The sequence below is a fragment of the Shewanella sp. 4_MG-2023 genome, assembly GCF_030548015.1.
Classification (GTDB): Bacteria; Pseudomonadota; Gammaproteobacteria; order Enterobacterales; family Shewanellaceae; genus Shewanella.
Genome location: NZ_JAUORL010000047.1, coordinates 1 through 18910, shown reverse-complemented (window position 1 = coordinate 18910; position 18910 = coordinate 1). Strand labels below are relative to the sequence as shown.

The window sequence follows — 18910 nt, the reverse complement described above, 5'->3', positions numbered from 1 at the left end:
AAACCACAGTTTAGAATCTCGAAAGTGGCTCATATACTGTGGTGGTTTGAAAAGTATCAAACTGAAAACTAAATCAATAAACAAACCACAGTTTAGAATGTCGAAAGTGGCTCATATACTGTGGTGGTTTGAAAAGTATCAAGTTGAAAACTAAATCAATAAACAAACCACAATTTAGATAATCACTACAACACAATAAAGCCAGCATATTTTGCCCCGCAATATGCTGGCTTTTTATTTATATACCAGAGCGATAACCTTCCATACACGCATTCCTTAGCCTAGTTCACCTTATCTAAATGATTTCTGTTGATCGAATAAACCACTTCAGCCGTATCTTCAGTGCAACTTTCTATAGTTTGGCTATATTTGAGCAGTAATAAACTATGCCAATTCTCATATGATAAGGAACACAGATGACATATCCACGTACGTTTAGCCATATCGGTATATCAGTGCCCGATCTTGAAGCCGCGGTAAAGTTTTATACCGAGACATTAGGTTGGTACCTCATTATGGCGCCCACTGAAATTAAAGAAGATAACTCCGCCATTGGTGAAATGTGTACTGATGTATTTGGGAGTGGTTGGGAACACTTTCGCATTGCTCATCTATCCACAGGTGATAGAGTTGGAGTTGAAATTTTTGAGTTTAAAAATCAGCAAAATCCGCAAGATAACTTTGAATATTGGAAAACCGGCGTGTTCCACTTTTGTGTTCAAGATCCTGATGTTGAAGGACTTGCAGAAAAAATTGTTGCTGCAGGTGGTAAAAAACGTATGGCAAAACCACGTTTTTATTACCCAGGTGAAAAACCATATCGCATGATATACATGGAAGATCCGTTCGGGAATATCCTTGAAATATACTCACATAGCTATGAACTAACCTACTCTGATGGTGCTTATAAATAGCGACTATTAAGCTTTAAAAAGACGGGTTATCAGCTGTAATCGTCGACCAATGTAAATAGTACAAATATGCCCCATATATTAAACCTTTAAAATATAGCCATGATGGGGCATGATTGATTTCAGCTGTGAACAGCCTGAATAAGCTTACATTCGCTAAAACTACAATTTAAAGACTTGTATATCTTTCAGATATTGACCTTTTATGTCGGTATTGCCGCCAATCACATAAGTGGTGTCACCGAGTGTGGTCGCTGCATTATGTCTACTGGCTTGATAACCAATATCAATCTTCATCCATTGCTCACTGACAAAATCGTATGCGTAAGTTAACGATAAATTGTCATAACTGCCAAATACAAACAATTTTTGGTTAACCACTGACATTGAATGGGCACTGATAGCTTCAGGTAAAGCGGGTAATGTCTGCCATCGTTTTAATTGCGGGTCATACTTTTCAAAAGCAGTTAATGAGGTTTTATTATCATAGCCGCCCACCACATAGATATAACCATCATGAACAACTGCTTTGGTTTCTTTTGCGGTTGGCATATTGGCCGCTCTAACCCAGCCTTGTGTCTCACCATTTAACACAGCGACTAAGCCACTCGGTACTAACTGACCATTTTTAGGGTATGAGCCACCAACAACATAAATATTACCATTTAACAAAACGGCACTATTACGTCTTGTTGGTGCAGGTAACGGCTTGGCAAAGCTAACTTGGTGGGTCACGGTATTAAACACTTCTACGCGGTGTTCAAATCTAAATTTTTGGGCCTCAAAGCTGACACCACCAATAATATAAATTGACTCTTGCCCATCCCAAACCGCAGAAAAAAACCTTCTTGGGATGAGTTTATTCGCTAACACCTGCTTTTTACCTGATATAGGCTCAATGATTTCAATGTCGGAAAGATAACCAGTGCTGTTAGACCCTGCCAATACATAAATGTTTTGACCATCATTGACTGCGGCATGACCAAATCGAGCGCTAGACAAGGTAATGGGCTCAGGGTGTAACACAGGATTGCTACTACAACCGCTAAGAATCATTAAAATAAGTATCGGCAGTAATAGAAAATTAATTTTTGGCTTCATCATGTCTTTAATCCATTAAATTATGAAGGCCGTAGAATATTGAAGTATCCTTTCACCGTCAATGAGTTATCTAACTTTCATTCACCTAAATTTAAGCTATTCTGATTATAACCGCTCCTTTAAACAAATCCTTATTCAGCTGATTTACAAAATAAACGGCTGCCGACATACACTTTGGTATAACAAAATTAATAATTTGGTAATAATGATTGCGACTATTGGTAACATGTTATATAAATGTATCAACCGATTAAAAGAACAGCAATCGGTCATACAAAAATTAATGATTTCTTGGGGGGAAATATGAAGCTGAATAAAATAAGTTCGATGTTTACTGGGGCTAGAAGCAAAGCAAATAATATTAGTATTTTTGGCGCAACATTAACGGCAATGTTATCAATGTCGGCAATGGCAGCAGAGCCTGAAGCCCAGACAAATGCAGACGCTAGCGACACAAACGAAATTGAAGTCATTGCCGTTCGTGGCATATTTGGTAGTTTAAAAGCAGCTAATCTACTAAAACGTACCGATGATAGAATTGTTGATGCGATTGTCGCTGAAGATATTGGTAAGTTACCTGATAACAATATTGCAGAAGCGCTACAACGTATCACGGGTGTTTCAATAGCAACAGATTTTGGTGTGGGTGAATCAGTTACCATTCGTGGCGTATCAGAAAACCTTATTTTACTAAACGGCCGTTCTACAGCAGGCCCTGGTCGTGGCGGTATTAATTTATCCGACTTCCCTTCAAGCTTCTTAAAAACAGTTGAAGTCATTAAGTCGCCAACACCTGACATGATTGAAGGTGCGTTAGGCGGCACAGTTAATATGCAAACGGTTCGCCCACTCGAACTGAGTGAGCCATTAGTGGCTATTACTCTTGATGGTGAATATGCAGATAAAACAGAAAATATTGCTCCTAACTTCACATTGGGACTGGGTAATAATTGGGATTTAGGCAGTGCCGGTACGTTTGGTGCTTCTGCTAACTTATCTTACTTAGACCGTGAATTACGCCGTGATGAGTACTTCAATAAAGTTGATTTACTAGACAATATTGATATCAATGGTGATGGCACAGTCGATGATTCTGGCGGACCAAATGGTAAATACCTGCGTAGAACCCAAACAACGGCAGAACAAAAAACAGAAGAACGTGAACGTACAGCTGTGGGTATCTCACTACAGTGGGAACCAGAAAGTGCCAACGCCAATATTTACCTTGATTTAAACGGCACCAAGTTAGACGGTGGTCAATCAGCATATTCAATTCTTGATGTGGGTGGTAGTACTGTTGCTAGAGATGACTCTTACTATGACAGCAATGGCCAACTACACAATTACGATCTAGATGGCGTGTTGGTTATTCCTAAAACATGGAGTGACTTTACCACATCAGACTCAACCTCACATGCCATTGGAGGTGAGTGGTTTCTGTCTGATAATATTGAACTTTCAGCCGAATATTCATTATCAAAGTCAAAAGAAAAACAAACCGCCAATGAATTTAATTTACGTCCAATCGAACGTACAGATCCAACCCTTGACCTAGTCACTCATACCAGCACGAGTAGTTCATTTAGTGGCAGTGGTATCCCAGGTTACACCTATGCTGATAATGGCATGCTAACCAATCCTGATAACTTAGTTTTCCGTGAGTTTTTCCATAAAACCTTAGAAACTGAGAATGAAGAACAAGCACTTCGATTTGATTTTAAGATTTCTGATGTTGGTGTCGATTGGGTTTCAGCTGTTAAAGCAGGTGTACGCTTTACTGACAGAGATTACTCTGCTAACCGTTTTGACCTAAAACCTAATGGCAATACCCTTAAGGACTCATATAAAAAAGCCACCAACGCTGATGGTTTATATAGCCCTATTTGGATTGACAACCCACTGCTAAGCGATAGCATGAATGTGGTTAACATGAGTAACTCATTCGACCAAACAGGCATTGCCGGTCAAAATGATATGTTGACATATAATGTATATGACGCTGACCAGCTACAAAATACCGAACAAACTTATGCGTTAGTTCAACAGATGTTGCAAGATACATCATATGCAATGAACGGTACTTTAGCCGATAATATGGTCGAAGATTCAAGTGCCTATAAAGAGATTAATGAAACAACCAGCGCTATATACGCACAAGTTCACTTAGACTTTGATGATTTAACCGCTGTTGTCGGCGGACGTTATATTCAAACTGACTTAGAATCAAGCGTGGTTGCATCAGTCGATGCCAACGGTAATAAAGTGCTTGATACCGGTAAAAATGATTACTCAGATTTCTTACCGAGTTTAAACGTCACATATACCCTAACTGAAGAAACTTTATTACGTTTCGCAGCGGCAAAAGTGATGCGCCGTGCTGACTTTGATGAACTAAGCCCTTCGTTAACTATTGATAACTCTTTAGTGACTGGTACTCAAGGTTCATACGAGTTAGAGCCTTACCGTGTTACACAATATGATCTTTCAGTAGAACATTACTTTGGTAACGGCGGTATCGTTTCAGCAGCATTATTCTACAAAGATGTTAACTCATTTACACAAACCGACAGTAGCTGTTTAGCTGATGCCAATACGGTTTCAGGACAAAATACCACTGAATGGGGCAACATTTGTTTACTTGATACAGCAGGTCAAAGCCAAGGTGATGTCAACTTTGCTACAGAAGATCAAGGCTTAGCTTATGTTGATGCTCAAAAAGCTGCAGGCCAAACAGGTATTGTGGTCGACACTGATGTTAACGGTGGTAGTGGTAGTGTTCAAGGTATTGAACTAGGTTACCAACAACAATTTACCTCATTACCAGGCTTATGGTCTGGCTTCGGTGTCAATGCCAACTACACCTATGCAGATAGTGAACAACCTGATGGTAACCCATTATTGAACATTTCGGAAAACACCGCGAATGGTCAAATTTACTGGGAAAATGAGGGATTGCAATTCCGTTTAGCATACAACTGGCGTGACCGTTACTTATACTCACAAGCTGAAAAACGTGTTCAAACTGTCGGCGCATTAGGTTATAACGTCTTTAACCAAAATGACCCTACCTCTGATAATTTTGACGCAACCGTGGGTAATAACTACCGTGAAGCACGTGGTCAACTTGATTTCTCGGCAAGTTGGGATATCAATGAGCACTTCACCGTTGTTGGTAATGTGGTTAACCTCACAGGCGAACCAATTGAATACACCACTGAACTGGATTCAGTGTGGAAATACAGTGAAGCGGATCGTCGCTACACTGTCGGTGTTCGCGCTAAGTTCTAATGAGAACATGGTAATGTAGAGCCTATCAGTTGATAGGCTCTTTTCTCATAAAAGACAAATTAAAGGTCACATAGATAATACAAAATGTAGATTAATCAATATTCCGATGAAGACTAAAAGCTCTGTTTTATAGACTTTCAGTCTTATACCGAAATATATTTAGCACTTAACTGTTCAGTAATGACACGTTCAATACACAAGCAGAACAGAGCAAGTAGTTGAATAAAAACATTAATGTGATTTAGGTTACACAAAAATTCATTTTCGAGTGTTTTTGCTCAAAATAACAGCCAACCCTTTTTTAGTCACACTTTTGCAAGAGAACAAATAGTGTTTGGTTGACAAAGGTGACGACTATACCTACCATATTGTAATACAAATTGGTAAGTAAGTATTGGGCGATATAAAAGCCTTGTAAACGACATCTAATGTTAAGAAACACGACACGATTAATAGATAAAGAGTTAATTCTTAAATAGAGCTAATAAGTTAACTAGCCTGAGCTCTAGAGCACTTTTTATATAAATAACATTGCCCACCTTCATATTAAGGTGAGCAACTTTCAATTCAGATAAGCATATATCAATATATTTAGGAGTTAGAAATGACAAAACCAGTCATCGGATTCATCGGTCTTGGCCTTATGGGCGGCAACATGGTTGAAAACCTACAAACACGTGGTTACCAAGTTAACGTTATGGATCTTAATCAAGATGCAGTTGATGCAGTTCTTGCTCGTGGCAATGCTACCCAATTCACTTCTGGTAAAGAATTAGCAGCGGCTTCTGATATCGTTCAATTCTGTCTAACAACTTCTGCAGTTGTTGAAAAAATTGTATACGGTGAAGATGGTGTTCTAGCCGGAATGAAAGAAGGTACTACATTAGTAGACTTCGGAACTTCTATCCCTGCTTCTACTATCAAAATTGGTGCAGCGCTTGCCGAAAAAGGCTGTGGCATGATCGATGCGCCTCTTGGACGTACTCCTGCTCACGCTAAAGATGGTCTTTTAAACATCATGGCTGCTGGTGACATCGACACATTCAACAAAGTTAAACCTGTTTTAGAAGAGCAAGGTGAAAACGTATTCCACCTAGGTAAATTAGGTGCAGGTCACACCACCAAGTTAATCAATAACTTCATTGGTATGACTACTGTTACTGCGATGTCTCAAGCGTTTGCAGTTGCAAAAGCGGCAGGTGTTGACGGTCAACAATTATTCGACATCATGTCTGCTGGCCCTTCTAACTCACCATTCATGCAGTTCACTAAGTTCTATGCTGTTGATGGCGAAGAAAAGCTAGGTTTCTCTGTTGCTAATGCAAACAAAGACCTTGGTTACTTCTTACAAATGGTTTCTGACTTAGGCACTGAGTCTCCAATCGCTGAAGGAACGTCTAAAGCACTTCAAGCAGGTGTTGATGCAGGCCTTGGTCAAAATGACGTACCTGTTATCTTCGACTACTTCACTAAATTAGAGAAGTAATTCGATATTAACTTATCGTTATCTTTTAAGTAAGATACGCTATAAGTAACACACTAAAAAGCCGTTGATATTCAACGGCTTTTTTGTATCTATTTACGCTATCACTCGCTTGTAATGGCTCGAGCTATGCTTTGCTAACTGCCTAGAAAGGTATCACAACTGTCCATATCGCCACTAGCGAATCCAATCTGAAACCATTTCACTCTTTGTGCCGAGCTGCCATGGGTAAAAGAGTCAGGGCTGACATAGCCTTGTGATTGTTTTTGTAAGGTATCATCCCCGATAGCGCTTGCAGCCGTTAAGCCCTCTTCGACATCACCTGCTTCAAGTAGCTGACGGCTATTATTCGCATGATTGGCCCAAACACCGGCAAAACAATCCGCCTGCAATTCCTGCTTAACCGACAGCTTATTGCCCTCAACTGCGCTTAACTTACTGCGAGCGGCATGAACTTCACTGGATATCCCCAGCAGAGTTTGAATGTGATGACCTACTTCATGGGCAATCACATACGCTTGGGCAAAATCACCAGGCGCTTTGAACTGATTTTTTAATTGCTCAAAAAAACTCAGGTCAATGTAAACTTGTTGGTCTGCAGGACAATAAAATGGCCCCATAGCAGACTGTGCCATACCACAAGCTGATTTTACTGCATCACGAAACAACACTAAACTTGGCTCTTGATAGGTCATGCCCCGCTGCTGAAATAAACTGCTCCAAGTTTCTTCCGTATCAGCAAGAATTACCGCCACAAAATCAACCTGCTCTCTTTCTGCTGCGGTTTCAGTTAATGGCGCGGTAGAAACACCTGTAGAGGTTTCTTGTTGTAGCCCAAGTCCACCTAACATATTACCTAGGTTGCCGGTAAATAATCCGTAAGCGCCCACACCCACAATCAGTATCGCGGTTCCTTTAAACCCAAGCACCTTAAATATCATCGGTAGCAGTCGTAAAATGCCCCCACCACCTCGCCCAAAGCCACCAGCACCTGAGACTTGCGTATTACGACGATCTTCTACATTGCTACTTTTACGCTTTCCACGCCAACGCATAACGCTACCCCGACATAATTACAAACATACACTTTAAAGAAATCATTAATGCCATTTTCAACTAGATTGGAAGCCTGAACGCCCTACCCACTCTTAACTTTTTAGTTACTAAAGGCTAATGACTATATAACGACAAAGACTGCTGAAAGCCGCAACCACAGCACCAATAAACATAGCATAGTTAAACTAGCCTAGCGTTTTAGAAAAGTTTCGGCTAACCAGATAAGTTTAAAATTGATGAGATAGAAAGCGGTTCATTTGATCAGTTGATACTGCCAACTTATCGAGTTTAACAAAATAACCCAATAAAATTAGCTCTAAGCTAAATGTTGGATACAACTAACCCTTTAAAAGAGCGAAAGTCGCATTCAAATAGCACACTTTGGTCTACAAAATAAGCACAAAAAATGCCGCTATCAATAAGCGGCATTTTTAACACATTGTTTAAAACATTAATTTACAACTGCAAGTTGATTAGCCTTATTGCACTGTTGCTTCGGCAGAACCAGAGTAAGTCGTACTTAGATCGTCACCCACAGCATAACTTTCGAAGTCCTCAGATAGAACCGCCGTATCTGTTGCATCATCAATCACGATGTCATCAGCTAATAACTCTTTTGCTGACTCTTTCGAAGAGCTACCAATACGAATTTGATAGGTTTCTGTTGCACTGCCCGTATTAATGGCAACATAAGGGCCGTAGAACGTTGTGCCACCATCAATTGACACAGAATAACCTGTCGCAGTCCATTCAAGCACTACATTAATATCAGTATCATCTGTATACGTTAAGCCATCAATGATTTGCTGATCTTTATTTGCATCACGGTATTTAACGCTGCCATCATTACTTAAGACAATTTCGCCCGTTAAGTTACCTGAAGAAGCAGAGCCTCCGTAAACACTAATATAAGCAGTATTATCTTCAGAAACACCATCTGTAGCAGTAAAGCCAGCAATGGCTTGTAACTTAAGGGTTGTAGAAATAGAGCCTTCAGCAAGTGGGTCCGTTGTTAAGCGTAATTCAGCATCAGCGTCTGTTGTTGTATCAGCCATTCTGGCAACTTTATTTACACTACTTCCCGCTATGGTCATAACGGTTGCTTCAGCAGAGCTTGAATAAGTCGTGCTTAAATCTTCACCTTCAGCAAATATCTCGAAGTCTTCAGACAGAACTGCCGAACCTGTATCATCAGCAATGACGATGTCATCAGCTAATAATTCTTTTGCTGACTCTTTCGAAGAGCTACCAATACGAATTTGATAGGTTTGTGTTGCACTGCCCGTATTAATGGCAACATAAGGGCCGTAGAACGTTGTGCCACCATCAATTGACACAGAATAACCTGTTGCAGTCCATTCAAGCACTACATCAATATCAGTATCATCTGTATACGTTAAGCCATCAATGATTTGCTGATCTTTATTTGCATCACGGTATTTAACAGTACCATCATTAGTAAAGACAATTTCGCCCGTTAAGTTACCTGAAGAAGCGGAGCCTCCGTAAACACTAATATAAGCAGTATTATCTTCAGAAACACCATCTGTAGCGGTAAAGCCAGCAATGGCTTGTAACTTAAGGGTTGTAGAAATAGAGCCTTCAGCAAGTGGGTCTGTTGTTAAACGTAATTCAGCATCAGCGTCTGTTGAGGTATCAGCCATTCTAGCGACATTATTATCTCCAGTAGCAACAACAACTGTACCAGTAATTGTGATTGCTAATTCAGCGGTAGTACCATCAAAAGATTCAATCGTAAAGGTATCTAATTCACTTTCTCCCACAACAAGTGCAGCAATCGTGGCGTCAGTGGTATCGAGGGTATAGGTCCATGAGCCATCATCTAATATTGACAATGTACCGTATGCACCCATTAAGGTTGTCTGAACAATAGAATCTTCGCCAACATCTGGGTCAAGTACACTTACAGCACCTGTTGCCGTTGCCTCATTACTTGCAATTCTTCCAGTTAAATCAAAAAATACTGCTGGCGTAGGTTCTACTGTGCCATCGCCTGCATCAAATACGATAACTTCTGAGTAAATAGCTAAGCCATACTTGCTGTCTGTACCATCTAAAGTTTCGCCTGCATCATAACCTTCAAAGTCATCTGAAAATATACTTGTTGTGCCAGCTGTATCAGAAAATACCTCAATATTATCAACATAAAAAGAACCAAAAGGAATCGTTCTATCATTATCACCGAATCTAAATTGGATAGCTTTCACACCATCAGCGAACCACTGATCTAAGCCTGTATAATCAGAGTCAACAACCGCTGCAGTAGAGAAAGAACCGCCACCAATTACTTCACCATCAATAGTCACGGTAATTTGTTCTGTTGCATCTAAGTCCCATGTGATCTCTACATCATAAAACTGGTCTTCAACAAATGGTGCAGTGATTAAATTTCCAGGGTAAGCGTCACTGTCAGTATTTCGAACAAAGAAACGTGGATCAATTATAGTGCCGTCGTCTCCAGTTTGAGTTCCTTGAATACGTAAATCCATTAACGATTCACTAGAACTACCAGAAGAACCATAAAGCGTAATATAAGCATCTTTAATATTTCCATCACTACCAAGAGCAACCTCTTTAGATAAAGATGCACTCAGCTTACCTTGACGAAGGTTATCAACGCTAAATCTAATCTCACCCGTATCGCCGCCTGTATCGCTTATTTTTACAACCTGAGTAAGCGAAGCAACACGAATATTAATTTCAGCAGTGGTACCATCAATAGAAGCGATAGTGATTGAATCATTCACCGAATTACCTAACTCAAGGCTAGCCAGAGTTTCGTTTGCAGTCATAACTGTATACGACCAGCTACCGTTAGCGCTGATACTAAATGTACCATAATCAAGTGCTACATCAGTTTGCGCAACAAAAGCATCTTCTTCAAAGTTTGGATCAATAATGGTTAATGAACCAGTTAATGGAAGCGTAGCAGTATGTTGAACAGTACCACCCAATTCTCCTTCGATGATTGCTGCAACAGGGTCATTGTTATAACCCACAGCGGCTCCAATTCCGTCAAGTAACGCTTCATCAACTGAATCAGCAACTTGTGAAGTAGTTTGCAAATTAATTTGTGCTGTCTCAAGTGTAACTAAAGACTCTTCAGAAAAAGAACCATCAGCGACGTCACTAGCAAGATCTTGCATAACGGTAGATAAATCTGCGTCTGCGTTGTCTGCATCAACTTGTGATAGTAGCGCTAGCACAGAACCATATCTATCAGCATCTTCAGCACCATCAGCACCAAGTTCAACAGTACCAACTAAAGTAGGAAGCACTTCTGTTGTATCAAAACGAATACCAAAACGAGCATTAATTATTTCAGCTTCGTCAGCAAACTGGTTTAAATCACTACCCGCGTTTTGAACAGCCATTTCGGTTAAAGGAGAAACAGTATAGGTTGGTATTACTAGTATTAAATCTCCATTTTCATCGACAGCATCAGTACCATCTTCATTTTTAACAACTCTAAATTCATCGACACTCACTACAGATCGTAGTTGAGGTGCATCTAAGGTTAAACCTGTTGATTCGTCCGTATAAGTACCGCCAGTACATGCAATTAAACCCGTACCTTCGAAGTGTACGTTGCTAAATGTAACGCCACCTGAAGTGTCAGAGGTTGCAGCAGCTTGTGCAGGAAGAACCGCAGCACCACTATCATCAACTTTAAATATGTCACAAGTTGCACCATCAATAGGGCCCTTAATAATGCTAGCAGAAACATTTAAGGTTGGGTTGATAACAGGTGTAGATGCACCAACACCTTCGGTAAAACCTGCCTCATCAGTATAATTAGCAGAAACAGAAATGACTGAACCTTCATCAGCTTCAGTAATGGTGATGGATGTACCAATAACACCTGTTGACCATACGTAAGTAAGTGTGTCAGCTATAATTCCGTCAGCATCAGTAGCTGCTGCAGAGATTGTTTCGCCAGCGATAAAATTGCTTCCGGTTATTGCTATACTACCGCGAGCATTTCCATTTAGTTCAGCACCGTCATCACCGCCACAACCTAATAGACCTGTCGCAATGATGAGCGGTATAAAGGATTTATTATTCATTTTTATGACTCCAAAAAGATTCTTTTCCAAATTTAGCTTGTTTTATTTAAGTACTATACTTGGCTAGTACTTAAAGCTGACACCTGCGAACAGGCGTGGACCGTAATCACTTACTTGACCCAAGTTACCTTGGGTATAGAAGTCATCACTGCGAGGCTCACTGAACAAGTTAATTGCTGAAACTTTAACACGAACGTGTTGATTGATTTTGTATGCAGCACGAGCTTCCCAAGTACCTGCCTCATCAACATAACGCAGTCTTGTGCCGTTAGAAGTGTATGGTTGGAAGTATTCGCTACGATACTTGTAGATAAGCGCAGTATCAAAACCGCCGATTTGGTAGTAAAGCTGTCCATTGAATACATGCTCAGAAAATCCAGGTACTGAGGCAGGAGGAACAATACCTACGGTATCCTGAGTAACAACACCATCTAAACCAGTAGTAAAGGTATTACCGTAGTTACTATCTTCAAACTCATAGCTTGTATCTGCCCAGTTATAACCAAACTTCACACCAATGCCCAAATCCCAACGATACGAGAATGACGCTTCGAAACCATAAAGGTCACTTTTTTCGTCAGTAGTGACTGAATTAGTAATAGGTAAAGAAACTTCCACACCGTCAACGATAAAATTCTCTAACTGTGTTTGCTGTTGGAAACCGCCATTGAATTGCTTGTAGTAAACACCTAACGCTACCATAGAGTCATCGCTTGGATACCATTCAACAGCCGCATCATAGTTCCATGACATTAATGGTTGAAGATCAGGATTACCTGAACCATTAACACCAACCAACAAGTCTTCAACTGATTCAGGATCATCCGAGTCATCGGTTACGAATGTGCGGTTATAACTTAGATCAGATGGATTTGCACGTGACATACCTCGGTAAATACCGGCCCTTAGGAGAATATTGTCATCATAATCAACGACTAAGTTAAAGCTTGGTAGTACTTCAGTGTAATCACCGCCACCAACAATCTTTTCAATAGTATCGTTTGGTACCAAACTGACCACACCTGTCGCCGGATCAGTGACAACGTCATAACCTTGTCTAAAGCCAATAGAGGTAACGTCAGTATTCACTACACGAACACCAAAGTTACCACGAATAAATTTACCAAACATTTCAGAGTCGTAATTAAGCATGGCATAAGCAGAGGTAGTTTTTTCTGTTACGTCAATAGTACCCGCATTCTCGTATGTAACCTCTGGGTATGCGAATTCGCCGCCTTGTGATGCTGCGACTGCTTGAGAGAAACACTCGTTATTGTAAGTTGCCCACGAAGCGCCTGTACCGCTTTCTACAACATTACCTGAACTGTCAACATGGGTGATAATATTACCGTCAGAAACACTAGATAAAAAATCAGTTTCAGGGAAGGCAATTTGACAACCTTCAAGTACGTCGATAGCTGATGTTACTGATCCATCTAATTCATATGTGTCTCTTGAGCCATTACCGTTCGTGCCACCAAATTGAACAAATGTTAGCTCAGAAACGCGAACGCCAGCTTGAACGCCACTAAAAAAATCACCGTCTAGAATATAATCAATATCAACGCGTGCACCCATAATTTCGTTGTCGCGGACATTTTCTCTGTCGATACGAGTACGAAGGCTATCAGTAAAATTGGAAATATCAGTTACATCAAAATCAGTCACTGTGAAATGAGGAATATATTCACCTAAATCCCAAGATAAGAAAGGACGAGAGCTCGTTCTTCCTCGGTTTGTTATTTGTAGTTCTTCACGGCTGGTTTTAGAATAGCCAAGGTCAACACTAATCTTTAGATCATCTGAGAAAAAATGTTCAACGTTCAAGCCATATCCACGATAGTTTTCTTCACGCGAAAATTGCTCGCCCGCAGATTCGATGCGTTCTTCACCTTCCCAATGTAGAATACCGCCAACATCGTTTGTGATCAGATTTTGTCCCGTTACACCCGGTGTAACGCGCTTTTGTAAGAAAATTAAATCATGACGCGCTTCTGCTTGGGTACGATCTGAAATTTGCGCGTCAAAATTGATATCCCAATTATTTGAGGGTTGGTATTGTAGAGCAAAGAATAAAGCGTCTCTTTCATCAGATGTTTCATTTTGACGGAAGCTTCGGCTTGAGCCAGTCCATGCGTATTCTCTGCCATCATCTACTGCAAGACCTGTGTCTGGATCAATATTATTATTGTAGCCTTGGTTACTCGAACCATCTACGCCATCTTCACAATCGCCCGCTGAGCTACGGAAAAAACCGGTATTGGTATCGGTTGGATCATTCAAACATGCCCACAAAGATGAACCCGTTGGGCTGGAGCTTCTATATTCAGCTTCTGGCTGGCTAATATCTTGACGTTGAAAACCTACACTCAAACCAAATGCTTGGCCGTTATCAAACTCAAATTGATCAACATAACTTAGTGTTCCACGGTAGCCCAAATCATCTTGAAGTGAATTGTCAACGTTTGCTTGGTCTGGGTTGTAGTTAGCTTTTACTTCAGCCTGAAAACGTTGCTTACCAAAATCTAAAGGCTTAAGTGTCTCCAGGGTAATAACACCGGCAACCCCACCTTCAATCATGGAAGCGTCTTGTGTTTTATAAATAGCTACTTTCTGCATCAGCTCTGATGGGAACTGAGAAAAGTTAACTGAACGGTCACCACTACCATTGGTCGCTTCACGGCCATTGATATTAGTGGCACTTAAGAATGGGCCTAAACCACGAATACTGATTTCAGTAGCACCACCATTTTCACGGTGAGATGATGCACCCGTTAATGTTTCTAGCGCCTCACCAATTGAAAGTGCAGGTAAATCACCAATATCTGAAGCTGATAAACCGTCAACAACCGTGGTAGATTCACGCTTTATTGCAATTTGGTCTTGAATTGTTCTACGTGTACCAGTAACTACAACAACTTCTATATCATTATCAACTTTATCTAGATTTTCAGTTTCGGCTTCTTCTGCTATTGCCGAAAATGCAAAAGCACTGGTTACAGAAGTAAATGCAGCAAGCTTCATCCATTTTGCTATAGGTGAAAGCTTGAACTTCCCTATTTTATGGATGGGTTTTGTTTTTTTACTTATTTTCGTCGACATACCGTACTTCCCCTTAGTATTTTAATAAGCATGTTAATGCCATTTATTGGTATATTTTTTTGTTGCTAGCAGGTTACTGCCATTAAATTCTTATATTTATTATTGCAAGCAGATTACTGCCATTAAATTCTTATATTTATTATTGCAAGCAGGTTACTGCCATTAAATTCTTATATTTAAATTAGAGTTATATTAATTTCAACAGACGAAACCCAAACAAAAGTTTTAACCTATTAATTTAAATAAAAATATAACCAATAACTGTAGTTACGAGTTACGAGTTACGAGTTACGAGTTACGAGTTACGAGTTACGAATTTTAAATTGATGAGTTAACTGCGCTAAAATTTATACCCTTTATGCATGTTATGGATATGATAGAAAGTGGCTTGCACATAATCACCATCAGCGCCGTCATTGTTTTGATTATAAACACCCGCTTTAAAGTACATATACTGGTTACTAGCACTATAACCACTATCTTTCATATCGTAGTACTTAGTAATATTAGGCTTACCTTCCCTAATTATAGTGACGAACAACACTTCATCTTCGACGGAAATTTTATAAGAGAATTTTTCGTTTAAGGCGATTCCGTCATCAGGGTCTGACAAAGTATGTGAACGTGAGCCAATCATATTTATCCAAATATCATCACCATCATTTATTTCATGGGCAAAATAAATAGCCCCTTTCGAGTTGGCTGGTAATTTTCGGTAATATAAACGAATAGGTTCGTCATCCGTCGCGTGAATTTGCCCGATGACCACGCGTCCAACCTTTTTTTTATCACCTGTGGTAGATACTCGGTTTATTGCCAAAGTCCCTTCCAAACTGCCTTCAACACCCCCAGACTTAGCTTTCGCCGAACCATGCGCATTGCTGAAAACCCAGTTATTTTTAGTCAGGCCACGAGTTTTAATTCGAACATTACCTCTACGTAGCATTTCGCGTAGTTCGGTTCTCGCATATTTTGTATTTTTTGAGGTCTTGGCACCTACGTTTGGGCAAGCGAATACCAAGCCACCATCATCTGCTGTATAAAAAAATGGCTTTAAGTTAAAGCCTTTACCTAATGATTTCTCATAGACGGTATCAGCTTTTTTATCTTTGTTGAGATCGGTTGGCAACGTTAACGACCAATCGAGTAAGTCAAAATTTTCACCTGGTTTTTTAAGCGGATCGAGTTTTGACAAATCCCCCAGTAAAACACCTTCAGCAAGGCTAGTGTGTGACTTAGGAATAAGCGTATTCTCCTCAATTTCCTGAGCATTGAGTGATGCGCTAAAAACAGCTAAAGCAAAAACTAGCAAAGCGAAAACGTCACACATTTTCTTTTGAATATGTCGGTAAGATTTATATGTGTTGATATTGGAATCCTTTATAATTTACGATCTCTTTGTTGAATATGTTCGTATATTGTTCGGCTTAACTATTTTCAAAGCTTACTTAGAATACCTATATGCGCAGCATATAGTGGCGCACCTACACATGAGCTTAACTAACCCTGAAAAACGTAATAAAAATAGGTAAGACTTTGCTTCTAATTAACACCAAAAATTATCTAATTTCGTTGTAAAAAGAAGCAGAACTCTTTGTTGTATATGATCAAAGAGCAATGATTAATTGTTACGCACAGAATCACACACAACCCACCCAACACAGCTACATGCTTAACAACCTGTTCACATCTGTAACCTTGCGTTAAACAAAATATAACCACCACAACACATCATTGTCAACCAAAAAAGCGTCACAGGCATTACCAAAAACCCAAATTGGTAGTAACGATGACATAAAAAAGATTAACGCATTGGCTTTACATATTTCCCTCCCAACAGAAAAGATATAATGAACAATAACTTACAGGAGAGTCAGGCTGTTATTGTTGAATGGTTTTTATATTCACTACCAATGGATATGACAACATTACCAAATAACAGAACAAAGTTAGTCAGTGACTCAGCTGTATTTCAAACTCGCAAGGTGTTATTACCAATTTTTTCGCAGGTATTACCAATGGATAATGTAATGAGATTACAGTTCAGAACTAATATGCAGATTATGAGCTGTACGATAATTCGTATTGATTGTATTTATCATTAATGCTCTTGTTGAACAAAGCTGCGCTGTCAGGCGCATTAGTGCTGATTTCGATGCATGTCCTGATTTAACCTGGCCAAGGTGTGGCGAGCAGGATTGCTGACGCATTTGACCGATAAGCTCAACATCAAGCTACCAACCGCTATCCCCAAAAAGTGGATGGTAGACTGCCAACATGTGGGCAAAGGGCTGCCAGCGCTAAAGTACCTGTCGCGATACCTTTATCGCGGTGTGTTACCCGATAAAAATATCGTCAGCAATATCGATGGACAAATCAGCTTTGCCTATCTTGAAAACCATGGGCAAAATAGCCAGACCAACACCACTGAGATCCGCACCTTACCCGTTACCCAATTTCTATGGTTGGTACTGCAACATGTGCTGCCGAAGCCTCTTGTTCAAGAATAGTGGCGAGTCAGAGACTCTTAACAATGAGAGTGGATTACTCAGAGGAGGTGCTACCAAGCTGCGGCAACGAATACGCTTGATGCTAGCCGTTGCTGGCACCGTGTTTGCGCCGCTCGAAAACACCACTAAAACTCAAGCCATACGACCTTGCCCTTGCTGCCAACAACCGATGACATTTATGGGTTGCTGGCAACAAAGGGATGAAAAAGTGCATGAACGACTGACAAACTTTCTTAGGCAAAACCAACGAAACCTAACGCCACTGTTTAAGCGGAAGGATTAAAAAGTTAACACTTAAGATGCGGAACAAGAAAAGTATAAGGAGGTGCTAAGGCATTGATATTTGGGGTAACGAAATTAGCTGACGATGCTAAGGGATCGATGCGGCTAGTAAAAAATGTAACTGCTCAGCACACATCGAAAAAGCGTAAGATCTTACGCCGATATTTACACTATAAAGGTATCACTCGGGCTTGTTCAACACTTGGGATAAGGACGCGGCTACGCGCGGCCTATCCTTATCTGTTATGCATTTTTATGTGAATCGAGTTGATGCGATATAGTATTTACAAATTCTTCTATCGAATTGATAGTTTCAATTACAATTTCTCTATCAACTTTGATAAGTTTGCCATCTGTAGTTTTCCCATCACGGTGAACGATGTCATGACGAAGGGTTGTTATGGTAGAAACAGCAGTAATATTGACTTGAATTTTCTTACCGATAATTGCATTTAAGATTTCTTTGACTTTACTAACATTGTGATACATAACCTTAGACAGCTCTGTTACCGCAAAACCTTTAGCTCCATCTTTCTGCTTAGCAATATCATTAATTGAAAACTTTGCTTTCTTTAGGCAGTCAACATTATTTATTGCATTTATGAAATAGTTATCATTTGTAATTATTAACGATCTAACGGTGTCTGCCAAAAAGGATTCCATTAAGGTAACAGCATGACCATATGCCATTTTATAAAAAGTTTCCTCATGATATGTTGCTATTGGAGCATCAAATAAGTCTTTTAATTTATGAATTTGAGATTGAAATGTATTATGTATAACAGAGTAACTATGGCTGGCATACCATTCATTTTGTTGAATGTTATCCTCATAACTAGATTGCATATATGACCATTCTTGCGCCAAATCATCCCACCCTGGTGTTTCTTCATCAGCATCTTCATCGTCTAAGTGTTCACATATCCAAACTCTCATTTCTTCTTCTTGCAGACCTAAAATATACTCAGTGGTACTACTCATGTGTGCTCCAATGGAAAATGATGATTAATGCAGCGCCTTGTGTACGCCCAGCATGGGCATGAACTAATGAGGTGAAAGTCCTCTGTAGGAAGGTCACCGTTTATTAAC

General features: G+C 39.9%; 9 protein-coding genes and 1 pseudogene. 4 read left to right on the top strand and 6 right to left on the bottom strand.

Annotation, left to right across the window (positions count from 1 at the left end):
- Nucleotides 1-416 precede the first annotated feature (416 nt).
- Nucleotides 417-914, top strand: a complete 498-nt coding sequence (locus Q4546_RS18160) for a lactoylglutathione lyase family protein (RefSeq protein WP_303446788.1) — start codon at nucleotides 417-419, stop codon at nucleotides 912-914.
- 159 nt (nucleotides 915-1073) lie between these two features.
- Here the strand turns inward: Q4546_RS18160 and Q4546_RS18155 are convergent, their stop codons facing one another.
- Nucleotides 1074-2015, bottom strand: a complete 942-nt coding sequence (locus tag Q4546_RS18155) for a kelch repeat-containing protein (protein WP_303446787.1) — start codon at nucleotides 2013-2015, stop codon at nucleotides 1074-1076.
- 300 nt (nucleotides 2016-2315) lie between these two features.
- Here Q4546_RS18155 and Q4546_RS18150 point away from each other — a divergent pair, with 300 nt between their 5' ends.
- Nucleotides 2316-5300 (top strand): TonB-dependent receptor, encoded by a 2985-nt coding sequence (locus tag Q4546_RS18150; RefSeq protein ID WP_303446786.1) that lies wholly within the window; start codon nucleotides 2316-2318, stop codon nucleotides 5298-5300.
- A gap of 604 nt (nucleotides 5301-5904) precedes the next feature.
- Nucleotides 5905-6786 carry an NAD(P)-dependent oxidoreductase gene (locus tag Q4546_RS18145; RefSeq protein ID WP_102435635.1) on the top strand — a complete coding sequence of 294 codons (882 nt, stop codon included), beginning with the start codon at nucleotides 5905-5907 and terminating at the stop codon, nucleotides 6784-6786.
- Nucleotides 6787-6920: 134 nt separating this feature from the next.
- Here the strand turns inward: Q4546_RS18145 and Q4546_RS18140 are convergent, their stop codons facing one another.
- The 4 genes from Q4546_RS18140 to Q4546_RS18125 all read right to left on the bottom strand — a co-directional run bounded on the left by Q4546_RS18140 (nucleotide 6921) and on the right by Q4546_RS18125 (nucleotide 16341).
- Entirely contained in the window at nucleotides 6921-7838 is a 918-nt protein-coding gene (locus Q4546_RS18140; protein WP_303446784.1) for a neutral zinc metallopeptidase, read from the bottom strand.
- Between the two features lie 480 nt (nucleotides 7839-8318).
- Nucleotides 8319-11927: a VCBS domain-containing protein gene (locus Q4546_RS18135; protein ID WP_303446783.1), complete on the bottom strand. Its 3609-nt coding sequence runs from the start codon at nucleotides 11925-11927 to the stop codon at nucleotides 8319-8321.
- A 63-nt stretch (nucleotides 11928-11990) separates the two neighbouring features.
- Nucleotides 11991-15029, bottom strand: coding sequence for a TonB-dependent receptor (locus Q4546_RS18130; protein ID WP_303446781.1), 3039 nt, complete (start codon nucleotides 15027-15029; stop codon nucleotides 11991-11993).
- A 340-nt stretch (nucleotides 15030-15369) separates the two neighbouring features.
- Nucleotides 15370-16341: a polysaccharide lyase family 7 protein gene (locus tag Q4546_RS18125; RefSeq protein WP_303446780.1), complete on the bottom strand. Its 972-nt coding sequence runs from the start codon at nucleotides 16339-16341 to the stop codon at nucleotides 15370-15372.
- An 850-nt stretch (nucleotides 16342-17191) separates the two neighbouring features.
- Between Q4546_RS18125 and Q4546_RS18120 the strand changes: the two are divergent.
- Nucleotides 17192-17822: pseudogene (locus Q4546_RS18120) on the top strand (transposase); the annotation flags it as partial.
- Between the two features lie 242 nt (nucleotides 17823-18064).
- Here Q4546_RS18120 and Q4546_RS18115 read toward each other — a convergent pair.
- Nucleotides 18065-18802, bottom strand: coding sequence for a hypothetical protein (locus Q4546_RS18115; protein WP_102477275.1), 738 nt, complete (start codon nucleotides 18800-18802; stop codon nucleotides 18065-18067).
- Nucleotides 18803-18910: the final 108 nt, after the last annotated feature.